The sequence below is a fragment of the Alsobacter sp. R-9 genome (genome assembly GCF_054612375.1).
In genome coordinates, this window is sequence record NZ_JBTSWJ010000014.1 from 38,356 (window position 1) to 55,273 (window position 16,918).

The following is a 16,918-nucleotide window of genomic DNA, read 5'->3' on the forward strand; positions in this document are numbered from 1 at the left end:
GATGAAGCTGTTCGGGGACAGATCGCAGCGCCTGCCGCTCCTGCTTGCCGGGGTCGTGGCCCTGCTCGTCCTGAACACGGTGATCTCGGCCACGCGTTATCTCGCCATCGAGAACCGGCTCCGCCTGCCGGTGGAAGACAGTCCGGTCTGGGCCTCGGCGCAGCTCGAGGTCGAACTCGCCCGCTTCCTCATCGCGCTCGACGATTTCCACCACGGCGAACAGAAGGTCTCGCCCCAGTCCGTTGCCGAGCGCTTCGACATCGCCTGGAGCCGGCTGGCACTGTTCTCGGCGGGCGTGCACGCGCGCTGGCTCTCCGACAAGCCGGAGGCGCGAGCGGCGCTCGATCGGCTGCAGCGTGACCTGGAGCGCGTCGATCCGCTCGTCGCCGGCCTCGAACCGACTGACCATCATCACGGCAGCGAGATCCGCAACGCCATCCTGCCTCACCTGCCGATCATCAAGCGGATCACCGCCGCAAGCGTCCAGGACGAACTGGACGACCGTGCCGTGCTGTCACGGGCCCAGAACACCCTGAGGACCGAGATCAAGGTGTTCTCGGCCTCGGCCTTCGCCTCGTTCTTCGCACTGATGATCTACCTCGTCCGGGCCGAGGCCCGGTCGCGCGCCGCCGTGCGGGAACTGTCCGCCACGCGCGCCGAGGCGGAGGCCGCCGGCAATCGCCTGTCGGAGGCGATCGCCAACATCAACGAGGGGTTCGTCCTCTACGACGCCGAGGACCGGCTGGTCATCTGCAACGCCAAGTACCGCGAGTACTACGCCTTGTCGGCCGAAGCGATCGAGCCGGGGCGGACGTTCGAGGAGATCCTGCGGCTGGGGGTGGCGCGGGGACAGTACGTGGAGGCCGTCGACGATCCCGATGAGTTCCTGCGAAAGCGCATGCAGCGCCGCGACAGCCTCGGCGACCCGTTCGAGCAGCTGCTCGGCGACGGCCGCTGGCTGATGATCTCGGATCGCCGGACCAGCGAGGGCGGGCTCGTCGGCATCCGCACCGACATCAGCGAGCTGAAGCGCCGCGAGGCCGAGCTGGAGGAAACCAAGGCGATTCTCCAGCAGCAGGCCGAGGAGCTGCGGCTGCTGGCGCTGCGCGAGCAGAAGGCCAACGCGGCGAAATCGGAGTTCCTGGCCACGCTGAGCCACGAGATCCGGACGCCCATGAACGCGGTGGTGGGGTTGTCGGAGCTGCTGGCCGGCACGCGGCTCGATCCCGAGGCGGCGCGCTATGTCGCGGCCGTGAACGAGGCGGCCAACCAGCTGCTGCACCTCATCAACACGATCCTCGACCTCTCCCGGCTGGAGGCCGGCCGGGCGGAGCTCGACCTCGCCCCCTTCGACCTCGGCGACACGCTGGGCCGGCTGACGTCCGTGGCCGGCGCGCTGGCGGCATCGAAGCCCGTCGCTGTCGCGTGCGTGACCGATCCCGCCCTGCCGCGGCACGTGATGGGGGACGAGGGGCGCCTCTATCAGGTGCTGCTGAACCTTCTCGCCAACAGCGTGAAGTTCACAGCGGAGGGAACCGTGACCCTGCGGGCGCGACCGGCGGGCGACACCGGCCATCCCGACCGGGTGCGCTTCGAGATCGTCGACACGGGCCCCGGCCTGCCCGCCGCCGTCGTGGAGCGCCTGTTCGAGCCTTTTGTGCGCGGCGAGGACGCGCAGGACCCGCGCCAGGCCGGGACGGGGCTCGGCCTCGCCATCAGTCGCCGTTTCGTCGACCTGCTCGGCGGACGGATCGGCGTGGCGGACACGTCCGCCCGGGGAACGACGTTCTTCGTCGAGCTGGACCTGCCCCGCGCGACAGCGGCGCTGCCGGCGGCACCGTTGCCGGCCGAGCCCCTCGCCAGCGCCGCGCCGCTGCGGCTGCTAGTCGCCGAGGACACCGCCAGCAGCCGCCTCGTCGTCGAGGCGATGCTCAGGAAGCTCGGTCACGACGTCGTCTGCGTCGACAACGGCCGCGAAGCCGTCGAGGCCGTGCGTCGCGGGCGTTTCGATGCCGTCCTGATGGACATGCAGATGCCGGTGCTCGACGGCGTCGAGGCCACGCGCCTGATCAGGCTTCTGCCGGGAGCGGCGGGGACCACGCCCGTGATCTTCCTCACGGCGCAGGCCCTGCCCGAGGCGCGGTCGCTGGCGGCGGAGGCGGGTACGCCGTTCTACCTCACCAAGCCGGTGCGCCTCGCGGAGCTGCGCGGAATGCTCGCCGAGGCCCGGGAGGGGAGCAGCGCCGACGCTGGCGGCGCCTCTTCCTCGACGGCACGGCAGGCGACCGCTGATCCGGTGGTGTCCCTGCTCGACGCCATGAAGCCCGCCATCGGCGAGTTGCGCGACGCGTTCGACCCGGAGACCTTCGTGGCGGTGCTGGACCGGTTCCGCCAGGACGCGGTGGAGCGGGTGGCCGCACTCGGGGCGGCCTTCAGGCGAGGCGACGTCGCGGTGATGCGGAAGGAAGCCCACAAGATCGCCGGCGTCCTCGGCCAGCTCGGCATGGTCGAGCTCGCGGCCGAGGCCCGGGCGGTGAGCCACGCCGACGCGGACGAAACGACGGTCGCAGGCGTCCCCGCCCTCCTACAATCCTGTGCCGTCGGGCTCGAGGCCCTGTCCCGCCTGGCGGTCGACGTCGGCGCGGAGGCCTGAGGGTCAGGCGGCGCGCGCCTGCGCGACCCGGCGCAGCAGGGAGGCGAGGCCGGGCTCGTCGACGAGGTCTGCCGCGTCCTCCGCCTCGACCCAGAGCCGCTCGCGCTCCGACCGCTCCGGCCAGCGGGCGCGCTCGTCCCGGACCTCGAGCGGATAGACCTCGACCGCGCAGAGAAGGAAGGTCCCGGGCATCCGCTTCCACGCCGCGTAGGCCCCGATCGGCTGCCGCTCGATCCGTCCGGTCACGCCGGCTTCCTCGAGAGCCTCGCGCTCGGCCACGCGGTGCGGCTTGAGCCCCTCGATCGGCCAGCCCTTCGGCAGGATGAACCGCCGGGTCTCGCGCGACGTGACGAGAAGGATGCGCATGCGGCCCTTTCGCAGGCGCCACGGCAGCGCCGCATATTGCCGTGGCAGGCCCGCGAGATCCGGCTCGGGTTCGATCCTCTTCATCCACGGGGGCTCCGTCTCCGGCGCAGCCATGCGGCGGTCCATCCAGTATTTGTTAGCAACGTGTTTCGGAATCGTTTGTGTTTCTCCTGAGGCGGTGACACGAAGCGGCAACCGTACATGTCCGGAGCCCAGCCGCAGCCACCATGGCGCATGCCCGTTTCCTCCGCCTGTTCGCCATCGCCGCGGCGTTGCTTGCCGTCACGCCGGCGCAGGCGGGCCTTTTCGAGCTGCTGTTCGGCTCCTCCACCCGCCCGGCACCGCCCGCTGGAGGGTTCTCCCCGATGCCGGCGCCCGGCGATCCGGCATTGCCTCCGGCCAACGCGGGCGGCGGCCGTGTGTTCTGCATGCGCGCCTGCGACGGCTTCTACTTTCCCGTCGAGGGCGCGGCGCGCGGCGCCGCGGAGAGCCTGTGCGCGGCGAGCTGTCCCAACCAGGAGATGGCGGTGTTCCGCGGCCCGGCCCTCGCACCCGAGGCCGCGGTCGACGCGCGGGGACGCCGCTACGGCGACCTGCCGAACGCCTTCGCCTACCGCACCGGGTTGCGCGAGGGCTGCTCGTGCCGCCGCGACGAAGGCTACGTGGCGGCGATGCAGCGCATCCTGTCCGACCCCACCCTGCGGCGCGGCGACCTCGTGGTGACCCTGCAGGGCGCCAGCGTCTTCAGCCCGGCGAATCCGTCCCGGTCGGCGTGGACGAGCGCGGACTTCCTCGACGTGCGGCGCCCCGGCGCGCTGCCGGCCGGGCTCCTGCGGCAGGCCGAGCGCATGCTCGGCCCCGGCTTCGACACGGCAGCCCGCCGGCCGGAAGAGCCGGCACGCGTCGCCGGCCGCCGCGCCAACGAGATCGTCGTCACCCCGACGCCGGCCTCGCTTCGGCGCCTCGAGCCCCGTCAGGTCGGCGAGCCTGCCTTCGGCCAGTAAGGCGTCACGGCAGCGGGGCGCGCCCTTGCGCGCCGGCGACCGCACCGATCAGGATCAGCGCCGGCCCGCCCCCCCCATGCTCTTCGAGCCCGGCGGCAACCTCGTCGAGCCTGCAGCGAATGCTGCGTTCCGACGCAAGGGTCGCGTTGACGACGATGGCGGCCGGCGTCGCCGGCGGCAGCCCTTCGGCGACCAGCCGGGCGACGAGGGCGGGTGCCGTCCGTGCTCCCATGTAGACGGCTGTCGTTGCGCGCGGGTCGGCCAGCGCCGCCCAGTCGAGGTCCGTCGGCAGGCTCCCGTCGGGCGCATGGGCGGTGACGAACTGGAGGCGCGACGCCTTGGCGGCCTGCGTCAGGCTGATCCCGAGCGCAGCCGCCGCACCACTGGCCGCCGTGATCCCGGGCACCACTTCGACGGGAAGGCCGGCAGCGACGCAGGCAGCCAGTTCCTCGGAGAGGCGCCCGAAGATCGCGGGATCGCCGCCCTTGAGCCGCACGACGCGGGCACCCGCTCCCGCTTCCTTCAGCAGCAGCGCGATGATGTCTGCCTGCGTCCACGACGCCCGCCCGCCCCGCTTGCCGACGCCGACACGGCGCGCTTCGCGCCGGGCGAGGTCGAGGATGCGCCCGTCGACGAGATCGTCGTGCAGGATGACGTCGGCCGACTGCAGCGCACGCACCGCCTTCAGCGTGACGAGGTCGGGATCGCCCGGCCCGGCACCGACGAAGGCGACCGACCCGGGGCGCGTCGTCTCGGCCTTGTCGAGCATCGCCAGCAGACCGGCGCGATCGTCCGGCGTCGGCGCATCGCCAGGCCGGGCCAGCGCCAGCGCGGTGAAGCGCTCCCAGAATGCCCGTCGCGCCCGGAAGCCGAGGCCGCGGGCCTGCACGGCGGGCCGCCAGTCCCTCGCGGCCTCTGCCCATCGCCGCAGCCCGTCGGGCAGCAGGGCCTCCACCCGGGCCCGGATGGCCTGGCCGAACACCGGCGCGGCACCGTCCGTCGAGATGCCGATGATCAGCGGCGAACGGTTGACGATGGAGCCGAACTGGACGTCGCAGAAGGCCGGCTTGTCGACGACGTTCACGGTCGTCCCCGCGAGGCGCGCCGCGCACCGGAAGGCCTCGGCCTCCGCCTCGCCCTCCACGTCGGCCAGGGCCAGTCGCGCTCCATGCAGGACGTCGGGCGTCCACGGCCGCTCGTGCAGCGTCACCCGGGCGGCGGCTGCACCGGAGGACATGAAGGCGCACAGCGCGTCACCGGGCTGCGCAGCGTAGACATCGACACGGGCGCCCGCCGCTGCCAGCAGCTCGACCTTCCACGCGACGCCGTCGGAACCGCCGGCGACGACGACGCGCCGGCCATCGAGCTTGTGGAACAGCGGCAGGGCGGCCAGGGCGCCGATCCTGCGCGCGGCGGCGTCATCACCCGCGGGCGTGTCCGGATGCTCCCCGCTCATGCCGACCCTCCGCTCCCGCGCCCCGCGGACAGGGCATCAGGAGCCACGGAACGACGTGCAGGGCAAGGCCCCCGCTTTCACGCACCCATGGCCGCGTCGTAGCGGTCCGGGCGGTAGACGGCTTCCGCGACGGCCCGCCCGGCGGGACCGTCCGACGTCTGACCCGCCTCCACCATGCGATCGAAAAGCCACGTCGCGTGGCTCCTGCGCGGCCGGACGACCTCCGGCCCCAGGCGGATCGCAGGCCCGTTCCACCTCCGGTCCGGCGCCTGCACCAGCAGGTCCCCCGACAGGATCTCGCCGATCGTCGCAGCGTCCACGCCGACATGCCCGGGGGCCGAAAGGAGTTGCGCGAGCGCGTCGCGGTTGGCCGACACCGCGCACCAACGGGCGGCATCGTGGATGGCACGCACCAGCCGCTCGACGAGATCGGGGTGCTCGGCGTCCCACGCGGCGCGGAAGGCCAGCACCTTCTCGGGCACGTCGGGCGTCACCTCGGGGCCGGCGTGCAGAAGCACCGCGCCCGCCGAGCGCACCGCGAGCGAACTCCACGGCGCGCCGACGCAGAAGCCGTCGATGTGTCCGCTTTCCAGGCCGCCGGCCATGTAGGGGGGCGGAAGCACGACGAGCCGGACGTCGTCATCCGGCCTGATGCCTCCGAGAGCGAGCCAGTGCCGCAGCTGGTAATGGTGGGTCGAGAAAGGAAACACGTGGGCGAGCGTCAGCGGCGCCTCGCCCCCAGCCGCGCGCCGCGCCACCACCGCGGCGAGCGCCTGCGCCGTCGCCCGTGGCGTCGGCGGCCCGTCGAGGTGGTCCATGATCTCGGCGTACAGGCGCGAGGAGACGGTGATCGCGTTGCCGTCGAGGCAAAGCGCAGCCGGCGCGACCAGCGGCACCCGCACGTGCCCCGCCCCCAGGCTCGACGCGATGGCGGCCGGCGCCAGAAGGTGGGCGGCATCGAGATGGCCGAGCAGCAGCCGGTCGCGGACATTGGCCCACGAGACTTCGCGGACGAGATCGAGGGCGAGGCCCTGCTCCTCTGCGAAGCCGAGCCTCGCCGCCACGATCGGCAGCGCCGCGTCGACGAGAGGGATGAACCCGATCCGGATCGTGCGGGTCATTTCAGCAGTTCCGAGGCGGTGAGGACGGACTGGGCGATGTCGGCGAGCCTCTTCTTCTCGTTCATGGCGGTGCGCCGGAGAAGGGCGTAGGCCTGCTCCTCCGTGAGGCCGCGGGCCTGCATCAGGAGCCCCTTCGCCCGGTCGATGACCTTGCGTTCCTCGAGCTGCGTGCGGGTGCGGGTGAGTTCGTCGCGCAGGCGGGCGAATGCATTGAAGCGGCTGATGCACATGTCGAGGATCGGCCGCACGCGCTCCTTGCGGAGGCCGTCCACGACATACGCCGACACGCCGGCGTCGATCGCCGCGTTGATCATTGCCGTGTCCGACTGGTCGACGAACATCGCGACCGGGCGCGGGACGGAACGGCTGACGAGGAACATCTGCTCGAGCGTGTCGCGGCTCGGGCTCTCGAGGTCGATGACGATCACGTCCGGCGCCTCTGCGACGATGCGCTCCAGCAACCGTTCGGTCGCCTCGAGGTGGACGATGTGCTGGTACCCCGCCTCCCGCAGTCCCTCCTCGATGATGGCGCCCCGGATGGGACTTTGGTCAATGATGACGATTCGCGTGCCCATGCCATGCGGCCTTGTGCAGCCCTGACTTGCGGACGCCGCCGCTGGCGTCCCAACCAGCACAGGCTGGCGCCGACAGGCACCGGGTTCAAGGGCAGGAAGCATCCGTCAGGCTACGGATCGGGAATCCAGGCTTGAGCTTCGGTACATTGGCTTGATGCATCGGGGATGGAATTGACCAAATCTGGTTGAAACTCCCGCATCATAAGGAAAGATTAAGGATCTTCTGCCTAAGATTTCGCCAGTCGGACAGGCGAGAGGTACGGGCGCGCCTCCGATCCAACCCTGGTCCGGCCTTCCATTCTGGCGCCCGGCATCGCCCGCGTTGCCGGCTTCATTACAAAGCCGGCAACGCGGGCAAGCATTCCCACGAATTTATTCAAGTCCTATCTTGCTCCCCGACGCCCATGCTCTAGCTTGGCCTTGGGGGGATTTCCGTGATGAACGCGAATCGCATGCGCGTCATACACGCCTGTCGTCGGCTTTCGCTATTCGCGGAGGCGCACGACGACCTTTTGGCGATGGTCAGCGAATTCAGTTTCCTGCAGGTCGTCCCGACCGGCACCGAGGTGCTCGGACAGGACATGCCCGTCGAGTATCTCTATGGCGTGGTGAGCGGCGCCGTGGAAGCGGTGGCGAGCCACGACGGTCTGCAGACGCTGATGTACGTGGTCCCGCACGGACGCTGCTTCGTCCACTCGGGCATCTTGCTCGGCACGCCGTCCTTCGCGAGCTTCTGCACGACGACGCGTTCCGACCTCCTGATGATCCCGGCATCATCCGTCCGGGACGTCCTGCGGATCGACAACGGCCTCGCCATGGCCTTTGCCACGGAACTCGCCCGCACCACGGACCTCGCGGCCCGCGAGGTGCTCAACCAGAAGCTGCGGCCCGCGTCCGAGCGTCTCGCGGCGCTGATCCTGCGCGAGCAGTCGCGGTCGCCCGACACCAACGTGATCGACTTCAACCTCCCGAAAAGGAAGGTGGCCCAGCGGCTCGGCGCGACGCCCGAGACGCTGTCGCGCATCCTCGCGCAGTTGCGCACCGTGGGCGTGGAAACGGACGGGAACCGCTACATCATTCACGACATCGACGCGCTCCGGGCGTTTGCGAAGCCTTCGCGCACACTTGATCCGTCGCCGTGGTGAGGCGCGGACGGTTCACGCCGGCCGGGAACCGCTGAGCGCCGACCACATCGCCTGCGCCGGACCGGCTTTGAAGATCTCCTGGAGATCGGCGGCGAGGCGGCGGCGCCAATTGGGGCGCTCCCGATCGGTGCCCGGCAGGTTCAGTGCCGTTCCTTCCCCCACGAGGTCGTCCACCTGCGCGAGCGCGAGGACGGCAGGCGCGCGCGCGACCAGCGCATGCAGCGCCGACGCAACCTCCGTGGGGAGTTCGTCACTCGCATCCAGTGCGGCGGGTCCCGGCGGGAGCAGGCCCTCGCGACGCAGCAGGGCGAGCACCGCCTCCCGGTCACGCACACGCACCGCTCGCGCCGCCGTCGCGTCGTCGCCGGTGAGCGACCCCAGGGAGTGACGCTCCGCGATGTCGGCCCCCCGCCACCAGCCGCGGAGCGTCGGAAGGTCGTGGGTGCTGGCGCAGGCGACCGAGCGCTCGGGCCAGGTCTGCGGCGGCCGGAAACCGTCCCCGTCCCGCTCGAACCACAGCACCCGGTAGCTCAGGACGTGCTCGGCGGCCAGCCGCTCCCGGAAGCCCTCCGGAACGGTGCCGAGGTCCTCGCCGACCACGGCGGCCCGGGCCCGGTGGCTCTCCAGCGCCAGTTGGGCCGCTAGATGGCGGAAGGGCGCGGCGACATAGGCGCCATCCGCCCCGCGTGCGCCGTCAGGCACCCAGAACAGCCGCGTCAGGCCCATCACGTGGTCGATGCGAAGCGCGCCTGCATGGCGCATGTTCGTGGCCAGAAGCGCGCCGAACGCCGCGCCTCCGCTGCGCTCCTGGGCGAGCGGGTTGGGGGGCGGAAGGTTCCACACCTGACCATCCCGGGAGAACAGGTCGGGGGGCGCCCCGATCGACACGCCGCGGGCGAAGCCGCCCGGATCGGCCCAGATCTCCGCGCCATCGGGGGCGGCGCCGACGGCAAGGTCGCGGTAGAACCCGAGCGACAGACCGGCGCGCCGGGCTGCGGTCTCGAACTGCCGCTCGCAGAGCATCTGCAGCCACGCATGGAAGGCGACCCGATCCGGATCTGCTGCAGCCCCTGCTCGGGCAGGGTCGCGCACGGCCTCCGGCCAAGCCGAGCACGGGCCCGCATGGACCTCGGCCAGGGCCTCGAAGGTGGCGAAGCGCTGCAGGTTGTCGCCACGTTCCGTCCGGAAGTGGTCCAGTGCGCGCCGTTCCGGATGATCCGCGGGGGCCTCCTGCAGATCGGCGAAGCACTGCGCGAGGACCGTCCGCTTCAGCGACCAGGCGCCGGGGTAGTCGACGTGGGAGACGCCAGCCAGCCGCGACAGCGCCTCTCCGGAACGCGCCAGCAGCGCCGCCGCTGCGCCGGTCGGGTCGCCGGCGCCGAGGGCGTTGACGTCGAGGTAGATCGGATCGAGGAACCGCCGGTCGGAGGGGTGATAGGGACTGGCGCGGTCCCGATCCGCACCGAACAGCGCATGCATGGGGTTGAGCCCCACGGTCACGCCACCGGCCCGGGCCGTCAGGCGGCCGAGTTCGCCTAGAGCCGTGAAGTCGCCGATCCCCTGGTCCCCCTTCCGGCGCACCGCGTAGAGGTGGGCCGCGACCCCGGCCCGCCGCACGCCGGGCGCAAGATGGTCCGGCGTGAAGCAGTGCGGCGGGGCGACGGTCAGGCGACACGGCTGGTCCGGCGCGCCGTCCAGCCGCGCGATCCAGCGGCCGGACGAAAGATCGGGCAGCGGGACGATCCGGACGACGCGCGTGCGGCCGTCCACGCCTTCGCGCCCCTGTGCGGGACAATTCGCCGGCAGCGGCACCGTCATCGTGGCACCGTTCTCGTCCGCGAGCACCAGTGCCCGGGAGCGCGCAAAGGCTTCCGCGGCGACGGCAAGCGATCCCGGGCGGCCAAGACGAACGGCTTGCGCCGCCGCGAGCGCACGCCCGTCTCGCTCCTCGGCGAGCGACGACAGCGCGTCCCGGGCCTCGCCTGCGCTCCCGCAGGGGACGCCCATGGCCGAGAGAAGCGCGCGACGCGTGTCGTCACCGACGGCGTGGCGCACGCCCGTCTCCTCCCACCACTCCGCGGCGATGCCGGCCGCCGCGGCGAGCTTTCCGAGCAGCAGCGGGGGTATGCCGGAGCGACGCGACGGCGAAGCCTCGACCTCCTCGGCGAGAAGCACGCTGCGGGCCGTGACCGTCACCGGTCGGCCGTCGAGAGCCTCGCCCGCGGCGTCGCCGCCGGTCTCCACGCGCACGATCCATCGCTGATCCTCGCGCGGATCGGGCAGCGTGACCGGAACGGGGCCGGGCGAGGCGTTCAGCACGACCGCCGCCCGAACGACACGATCGTCCGTGACGGTGGCGAAGACGGCGACGATCACCCGCACATCGCCGTGCCAGTCCCCGTCCGTCATGGGGGCGCCGTCGGGCCGGCACCAGACGACGTCCGGCAGGTCGCTTCCTGCCGGCGGGCGCCCGGACAGGAAGGCGTCCTCCCGAAGCGGCGGGAGCGCCGTCCTCCATCGGCACAGCGTCCGGACGAGTCCGACGAGCGTGTCGTCCTTCCCCGCCCAGTCGAACCAGCCGAGCGGGTTGTCCTGCGCATAGGCATTGTTGTTGCCGTGCTGCGTCCGACCCGCCTCCGCGCCCATGGAGATCATGGGCGTTCCGCGCGACAGGAGGAGCGTGGCAAGGAGCGCCCGCTGGTCGGCGAGCCGGCGTTGCCGGACCTCGGGATCGGCGGCCGGGCCCTCGATGCCATGGTTCCACGAATGGTTGGCATCCGTGCCGTCGCGATTGTCCTCGCCGTTGGCCTCGTTGTGCTTGCGCTCGTGCGATACCAGATCGGCGAGCGTGAAACCGTCGTGAGCGGTGATGAAGTTGACCCCGCGTGACGGGCGGTGCTTGCCCCCGAAGACGTCCTGAGAGCCTGCGAGACGGGTGGCCATGGCGCCGGCCATGCCGCCGTCGCCGCGCCAGAACCGCCGCACGTCGTCGCGGTAGCGGTCGTTCCACTCGCCCCAGCCGGCAGGAAACCGGCCGGGCTGGTAGCCGCCGGGGCCGATGTCCCACGGCTCGGCGATCAGCTTGAGGTCGCGCAGCAGCGGGTCCTGCGCGATGGCCTGCAGCAGCGGAGCGTCGGGATCGAAACCCTCCGGCCGGCGGCCCAGAGTCGCCGCGAGGTCGAAGCGGAAGCCGTCGACGCCGCCGCGGATCGCCCATGTCCGCAGCGCGTCCATGGCGAGCCGCAGCGCGGGCGGACGGTCGAGCGACAGCACGTTCCCGCAGCCGGCATCGTTGACGTAGAGCGCCGCATCGTCGGGCCGCAGCCGGTAGTAGGCGGCGTTGTCGAGGCCGCGCAGGGAGAGCGTCGGCCCCAGTTCGTCGGACTCGCCGCTGTGGTTCAGCACCACGTCGACGATGACCTCGAGGCCCGCCGCGTGCAGCGCCTCAACCGCCGCGCGCACCTCCGTCCAGCCGCCGGGCGCAAGGCGCGGGTCGGGCGCGCAGAAGCCGATGGGGTTGTAGCCCCAGGCGTTTGCCAGCCCCAGGGGCGGCAGGTGCCGCTCGTCGATCCATGCCGCGACCGGCAGGATCTCGACGGTCGTGATGCCGAGGTCGCGGAGGTAGCCGACGACTGCTGGATGCCCGAGCCCCGCGAAGGTACCGCGCTGCGCTTCCGGCACCTCCGGGTGCATCGCCGTGAAGGCCTTCACGCCCAGTTCGTACAGGATCGTCCGGTCCCAAGGCACCCGCGGCCGCGTGTCGGTGGGCGGCGACGGCAGCGCCTCGACGATGGCCTTCGGCACCACGCCGGCGCTGTCGGCCTCGTCCGGCGGAGCGGACGGATCGGCGCGCCGCGTGTCGAACAGCAGCGGGTCGAGCCGCAGCGGACGATCGAGCCGGGTCGCCCACGGGTCGACAAGCAGCTTCGCCGGGTTGAAGCGGTGGCCGCGCGAGGGATCGAACGGCCCATGCACGCGCAGGCCGTAGCGTGTCCCAGCAGCAACTCCCGCAACATGGGCGTGCCAGACGCCGCCGGTGCGGTGCCCGAGTCGGATGCGCTCGGTCTCCACGGCACCAGCCGCGTCGAACAGGCAGAGTTCGACCGCCTCCGCGTTCGGCGCGGGGAACGCCGCGTTCACCCCGTCGCCGTCGGGGACGACGCCGAGGGGCTCGGGCGATCCCGGCGTGACCCGGCAGCCCATCCGGCCGGACTCAGGTGATCACGGTCGGGGCGTCGCGCCCGGTGTGCCGGCGGATGCCCGAGAGTTCGCCGGCGAGCGCGATCAGGTCGGCGAGCGCCGCCTGCGTCTCCTGCTCGTGCCGCGCGGGATCGGGCTCGAAGCGCTCGATGTAGATGCGGATCGTCGCGCCCGCCGTGCCCGTCCCGGACAGGCGGAACACGATGCGCGAGCCGTCCTCGAACAGGATCCGCAAGCCCTGGTTGCGCGAGTCGGAGTGGTCGACCGGGTCGTGATAGGCGAAGTCGTCGGCCGCCTTCACCGTCAGCGCGCCGAAGCGCTGGCCCGGCAGGGTCGGCAGCGCGGCCCGCAGCTCCGCCATCATGGCATTGGCGCCGTCGGTCGCGACCTCCTCGTAGTCGTGGCGCGAGTAGTAGTTGCGCCCGTAGGTCGTCCAGTGCTCGCGCACGATGGCGTCGACGCCCTGGCGCCGGACGGCGAGGATGTTCAGCCACAGCAGCACGGCCCACAGGCCATCCTTCTCGCGCACGTGGTTGGAGCCCGTGCCCGCGCTCTCCTCGCCGCAGATGGTCGCGAGCCCGGCGTCGAGCAGGTTGCCGAAGAACTTCCACCCCGTCGGCGTCTCGTAGCAACGCACGCCGAGCTTCTCGGCCACCCGGTCGGCGGCCGCGCTGGTCGGCATCGAGCGGGCGATGCCGGCGATCCCCCCCTTGTAGCCGGGCGCGAGATGCGCGTTCGCCGCGAGCAGCGCGAGGCTGTCGGACGGCGTCACGAAGCGGTTGCGGCCGATGATGAGGTTGCGGTCCCCGTCGCCGTCCGATGCGGCGCACAGGTCGGGCGCGTCCGCGGAGAAGGCGAGGTCCAGCAGGTGCTTCGCATGGACGAGGTTGGGGTCGGGATGGTGGCCGCCGAAGTCGGGCAGCGGCTCGGCGTTCATCACCGTGCCCGGTGCCGCGCCAAGCTCCCCTTCCAGGATCGCCTTCGCATAGGGCCCGGTCACGGCGGACATCGCGTCGAAGCGCATCGTGAAGCCGGAGGCGAACAGCGCGCGGATGGCGTCGAAGTCGAACAGCGTCGCCATGAGGTCGCGATAGGCGGCAACCGGATCGACCACTGCGACGACGGCGTCGCCGAGCTTCACCTCCCCGATGCGGTCGAGGTCGACGTCCGGCGTGTCGAGCGTCAGGTACCGGTCGATCGTCTGCGTGCGGGCGAAGACCGCGTCGGTGATCTTCTCCGGCGCGGGGCCGCCATTGCCGATGTTGTACTTGATGCCGAAGTCGCCGTCCGGCCCGCCGGGGTTGTGGCTCGCGGAGAGAACGATGCCGCCGAAGGCCTTCAGGCTGCGGATCAGGTTCGAGGCCGCCGGCGTCGAGAGGATGCCGCCGCGGCCCACCACGATCCGGCCAAAACCGTTGGCGGCCGCCATGCGCAGCACGACCTGGATCGCCTCGCGGTTGTAGTACCGCCCGTCACCGCCAATGACGAGTGTCTGCCCGCGGAAGCCCTCCAGCGAGTCGAAGATCGACTGCACGAAGTTCTCCACGTAGTGCGGAGCCTGGAATACCGGGACCTTCTTGCGCAGGCCGGAGGTGCCCGGCTTCTGGCCGGCGATCGGGGCGGTGGGGACGGTCTTGGTCATCGCGGGTTCTCGGTCAGGCGGGGCGCGGCGCGAGGCCGCGATAAAGCTCGGCATAGTGGCGCGCCGGGAGGGTCCAGGACACGTCCGTGGCCATGCCGTTCTTCTGCAGGCGGCGCCACGCCGCCCTGTCGTGCCAGAGCGCCACGGTGCGCCGCAAGGCCGCTTCCAGCATCTCGCGGTCGACCGGGGCGAATTGAAGGCCGGTCGCGACGCCGGCCGCCAGCGCCATCTCGTTGGCGTCGATCACCGTGTCGGCGAGCCCGCCGACACGCGCCACCACCGGCACCGCGCCGTAGCGCAGCGCGCAGAGCTGCGTCAGCCCGCAGGGCTCGAAGCGCGACGGGACGAGGATCGCATCCGACCCGCCCTGGATGAGGTGGGCGAGCCCCTCGTCGTAGCCGATGCGGCAGGCGACGCGCCCGCGCCACGTCTCGGCGGCCCGGCGGAAGCCGTCCTCCAGCGCCGGCTCCCCGGCACCGAGCAGGGCGAGCTGGGCGCCGCTCTCCACCAGAACCGGCAGGGCGGCGTGCAGCAGGTCGAGGCCCTTCTGCCACGAGAGCCGGCTCACGACGCCGAACAGCGGCGCCGCCGGATCGGCGTCGAGGCCCATCCGCTCGCGCAGCTGCGCAGTGGAGGCCGCCCGGCCCTTCAACCGCCGCGCGTCGAAGGGCGCCGGCAGGTGCGGGTCCATGGCAGGATCCCACACGGTCGTGTCGATGCCGTTGAGGATGCCCGAGAGCACCGGCGCGCGGGCGCGCAGCAGGCCGTCGAGGCCCATGCCCGCGTCGGGGCCGCGGATTTCCAGCGCGTAGGTCGGCGAGACGGTGGTGATGCGGTCGGCGAACTGGAGGCCCGCCTTCAGGTAGCCGATCGTGCCGTAGTACTCGACGCCGTCGAAGGACCAGCTGGACGGCGGCAGGCCGAGCAACCCGAGTAGCTCGGCCGGCGCCTGCCCCTGGAAGGCGAGGTTGTGGACGGTGATCACGGTGCCGGGCCGCCGCTCGCGGGCATAGTGCAGGTAGGCCGGCGCGAGGCCGGCCTGCCAGTCATGGGCATGCACCACGTCCGGCCGCGGCAGGGCCGTGCGCCCCAGCCCGATGTCGGCGGCGACACGCGCCAGCGCGGCGAAGCGGAAGGCATTGTCCGGCCAGTCGCGCCCGTCGGGGCCGACATAGGGGTTGCCGGGCCGGTCGTAGAGATGCGGCGCGTCGAGCGCGACGAGGTCGAGCCCCGCGGCCTTTCCCGCGACAAGGCGGGCCGGTCCGCCGAAGAGGTCGGCGACGTGATGCACTTCGCCCGCCCCCTCGAGCTTCGCCATCACCGCCGGATAGCCCGGCACCAGCGTGCGCATGGCGACGCCATGCCCGGCCATCGCGCCCGGCAGAGCGCCGGCGACGTCGGCGAGGCCACCCGTCTTGACGAGCGGGTAGACCTCCGAGGCGACGGACAGGACGGCGAGGTCGCTCATGCCGGCAGCTTGTCGATCATCGCCTGCGTGATCAGGCAGATCCCCTTGTCGGTGCGGCGGAAGCGGGCGGCGTCCGCCACCGGATCCTCGCCGACGACGAGCCCCTCGGGAATCTGCACGCCGCGGTCGATGACGACGTTCGTGAGCCGCGCGCCGCGACCGACGTCGACATAGGGCAGCACGACCGCGCCCTCCATCGAGGCGAAGGAGTTCACGCGCACGCCGGTGAACAGCAGGGACCGCCGAACCGCCGCGCCCGAGACGATGCAGCCCCCGGAGACGAGCGAGGCGATGGCCTGCCCGCGTCGGCCGTCCTCGTCATGCACGAACTTCGCCGGCGGCGTGATCTCGCCGAAGGTCCAGATCGGCCAGTTCTGGTCGTACAGGTCGAGGTCGGGCACCACGTCGGTGAGGTCGATGTTGGCCTCCCAGTAGGCGTCCACTGTTCCCACGTCGCGCCAGTAGGGCTTCGTCTCGGCGCTGGAGCGCACGCAGGAGCGCGAGAAGTGGTGCGCCACCGCCTTCCCGTTCTTCACCAGCCACGGGATGATGTCCTTGCCGAAGTCGCGGCTGGAGTTCGGGTCCGCCGCGTCGCGGTTGAGCAGGTCGAAGAGCACCTTGGTGTCGAAGACGTAGATGCCCATGCTGGCCAAGGCGACGTCCGGCTTGCCCGGCATCGGCGGCGGGTTCTTGGGCTTCTCGAGGAAGGACACGATCCGGTCCTTCTCGTCGACGTGCATCACGCCGAACCCGGTCGCGTCGGCGAGCGGCACCTCGAGGCAGCCCACGGTCACGTCGGCGCCCTGCTCGACGTGCTGCTGGAGCATCTGCTCGTAGTCCATCTTGTAGATGTGGTCGCCCGCCAGGATGACCATGTAGCGCGGGTCGTAGCTCTCGATGATGTCGATGTTCTGGTACACGGCGTCGGCCGTGCCGAGGTACCACTTCTCCTCCGAGACGCGCTGGCTCGCCGGCAGGATGTCGAAGCTCTCGTTGCGCTCCGGCCGGAAGAAGTTCCAGCCCCGCTGCAGGTGGCGGATCAGGCTGTGCGCCTTGTACTGGGTGGCCACGCCGATGCGGCGGATGCCGGAGTTGAGCGCGTTCGACAGTGCGAAGTCGATGATGCGTGACTTGCCGCCGAAATAGACGGCGGGCTTGGCACGGCGGTCCGTCAGCTCCATCAGCCGGCTGCCGCGCCCTCCGGCGAGCACGTAGGCCATGGCGTGGCGGGCCAGCGGCGTGACGGTCGGGCTCGGCGCCTTCGCGGTCGTCATGGTCTCCTCCCCTC

At 71.6% G+C, this 16,918-nt stretch carries 11 protein-coding genes; 3 read left to right on the plus strand and 8 right to left on the minus strand.

Going from position 1 to position 16,918, the window contains the following annotated elements; all coding sequences use genetic code 11:
- The first annotated feature begins 1 nt into the window (after window position 1).
- Window positions 2–2,653 (plus strand): ATP-binding protein, encoded by a 2,652-nt coding sequence (locus ACX9GQ_RS20110; RefSeq protein WP_459631377.1) that lies wholly within the window; start codon window positions 2–4, stop codon window positions 2,651–2,653.
- Window positions 2,654–2,656: 3 nt separating this feature from the next.
- Here the strand turns inward: ACX9GQ_RS20110 and ACX9GQ_RS20115 are convergent, their stop codons facing one another.
- Entirely contained in the window at window positions 2,657–3,103 is a 447-nt protein-coding gene (locus tag ACX9GQ_RS20115) for an NUDIX hydrolase (protein WP_459631378.1), read from the minus strand.
- 143 nt (window positions 3,104–3,246) lie between these two features.
- On the opposite strand from ACX9GQ_RS20115, the gene ACX9GQ_RS20120 reads away from it, so the two are divergent.
- The gene (locus ACX9GQ_RS20120) at window positions 3,247–4,023 is read left to right on the plus strand and encodes a DUF2865 domain-containing protein (protein ID WP_459631379.1); all 777 of its coding nucleotides are present in this window, start codon (window positions 3,247–3,249) and stop codon (window positions 4,021–4,023) included.
- A 4-nt stretch (window positions 4,024–4,027) separates the two neighbouring features.
- Here ACX9GQ_RS20120 and cysG read toward each other — a convergent pair whose 3' ends face one another.
- From cysG to ACX9GQ_RS20135, 3 genes are all read right to left on the minus strand, one after another.
- Window positions 4,028–5,479, minus strand: coding sequence for a siroheme synthase CysG (gene cysG, locus ACX9GQ_RS20125; RefSeq protein WP_459631380.1), 1,452 nt, complete (start codon window positions 5,477–5,479; stop codon window positions 4,028–4,030).
- Window positions 5,480–5,556: 77 nt separating this feature from the next.
- Window positions 5,557–6,600, minus strand: coding sequence for a CmpA/NrtA family ABC transporter substrate-binding protein (locus ACX9GQ_RS20130; protein WP_459631381.1), 1,044 nt, complete (start codon window positions 6,598–6,600; stop codon window positions 5,557–5,559).
- The gene (locus tag ACX9GQ_RS20135; protein ID WP_459631382.1) at window positions 6,597–7,175 is read right to left on the minus strand and encodes an ANTAR domain-containing response regulator; all 579 of its coding nucleotides are present in this window, start codon (window positions 7,173–7,175) and stop codon (window positions 6,597–6,599) included. Before ACX9GQ_RS20135 ends, ACX9GQ_RS20130 begins: the two co-directional genes overlap by 4 nt.
- 518 nt (window positions 7,176–7,693) lie before the next feature.
- Between ACX9GQ_RS20135 and ACX9GQ_RS20140 the strand changes: the two genes are divergently transcribed.
- Window positions 7,694–8,320, plus strand: coding sequence for a helix-turn-helix domain-containing protein (locus tag ACX9GQ_RS20140; RefSeq protein ID WP_459631383.1), 627 nt, complete (start codon window positions 7,694–7,696; stop codon window positions 8,318–8,320).
- A gap of 12 nt (window positions 8,321–8,332) precedes the next feature.
- On the opposite strand, the gene glgX is transcribed toward ACX9GQ_RS20140, so the two are convergent.
- From glgX to glgC, 4 genes are read right to left on the minus strand one after another with little or no spacing between them, the layout of a single operon-like run.
- Entirely contained in the window at window positions 8,333–12,523 is a 4,191-nt protein-coding gene (gene glgX, locus ACX9GQ_RS20145; protein WP_459631384.1) for a glycogen debranching protein GlgX, read from the minus strand.
- 10 nt (window positions 12,524–12,533) lie between these two features.
- Window positions 12,534–14,162 (minus strand): alpha-D-glucose phosphate-specific phosphoglucomutase, encoded by a 1,629-nt coding sequence (locus ACX9GQ_RS20150; protein WP_459631385.1) that lies wholly within the window; start codon window positions 14,160–14,162, stop codon window positions 12,534–12,536.
- A gap of 13 nt (window positions 14,163–14,175) precedes the next feature.
- A complete protein-coding gene (glgA, locus tag ACX9GQ_RS20155) occupies window positions 14,176–15,630 on the minus strand; it encodes a glycogen synthase GlgA (protein ID WP_459631386.1) in 1,455 nt (484 codons plus the stop codon).
- Complete coding sequence (gene glgC, locus ACX9GQ_RS20160) at window positions 15,627–16,904, minus strand: glucose-1-phosphate adenylyltransferase (protein WP_459631387.1); 1,278 nt, start codon at window positions 16,902–16,904, stop codon at window positions 15,627–15,629. The genes glgA and glgC overlap by 4 nt, the downstream gene beginning before the upstream one ends.
- Between the last annotated feature and the right edge of the window lie 14 nt (window positions 16,905–16,918).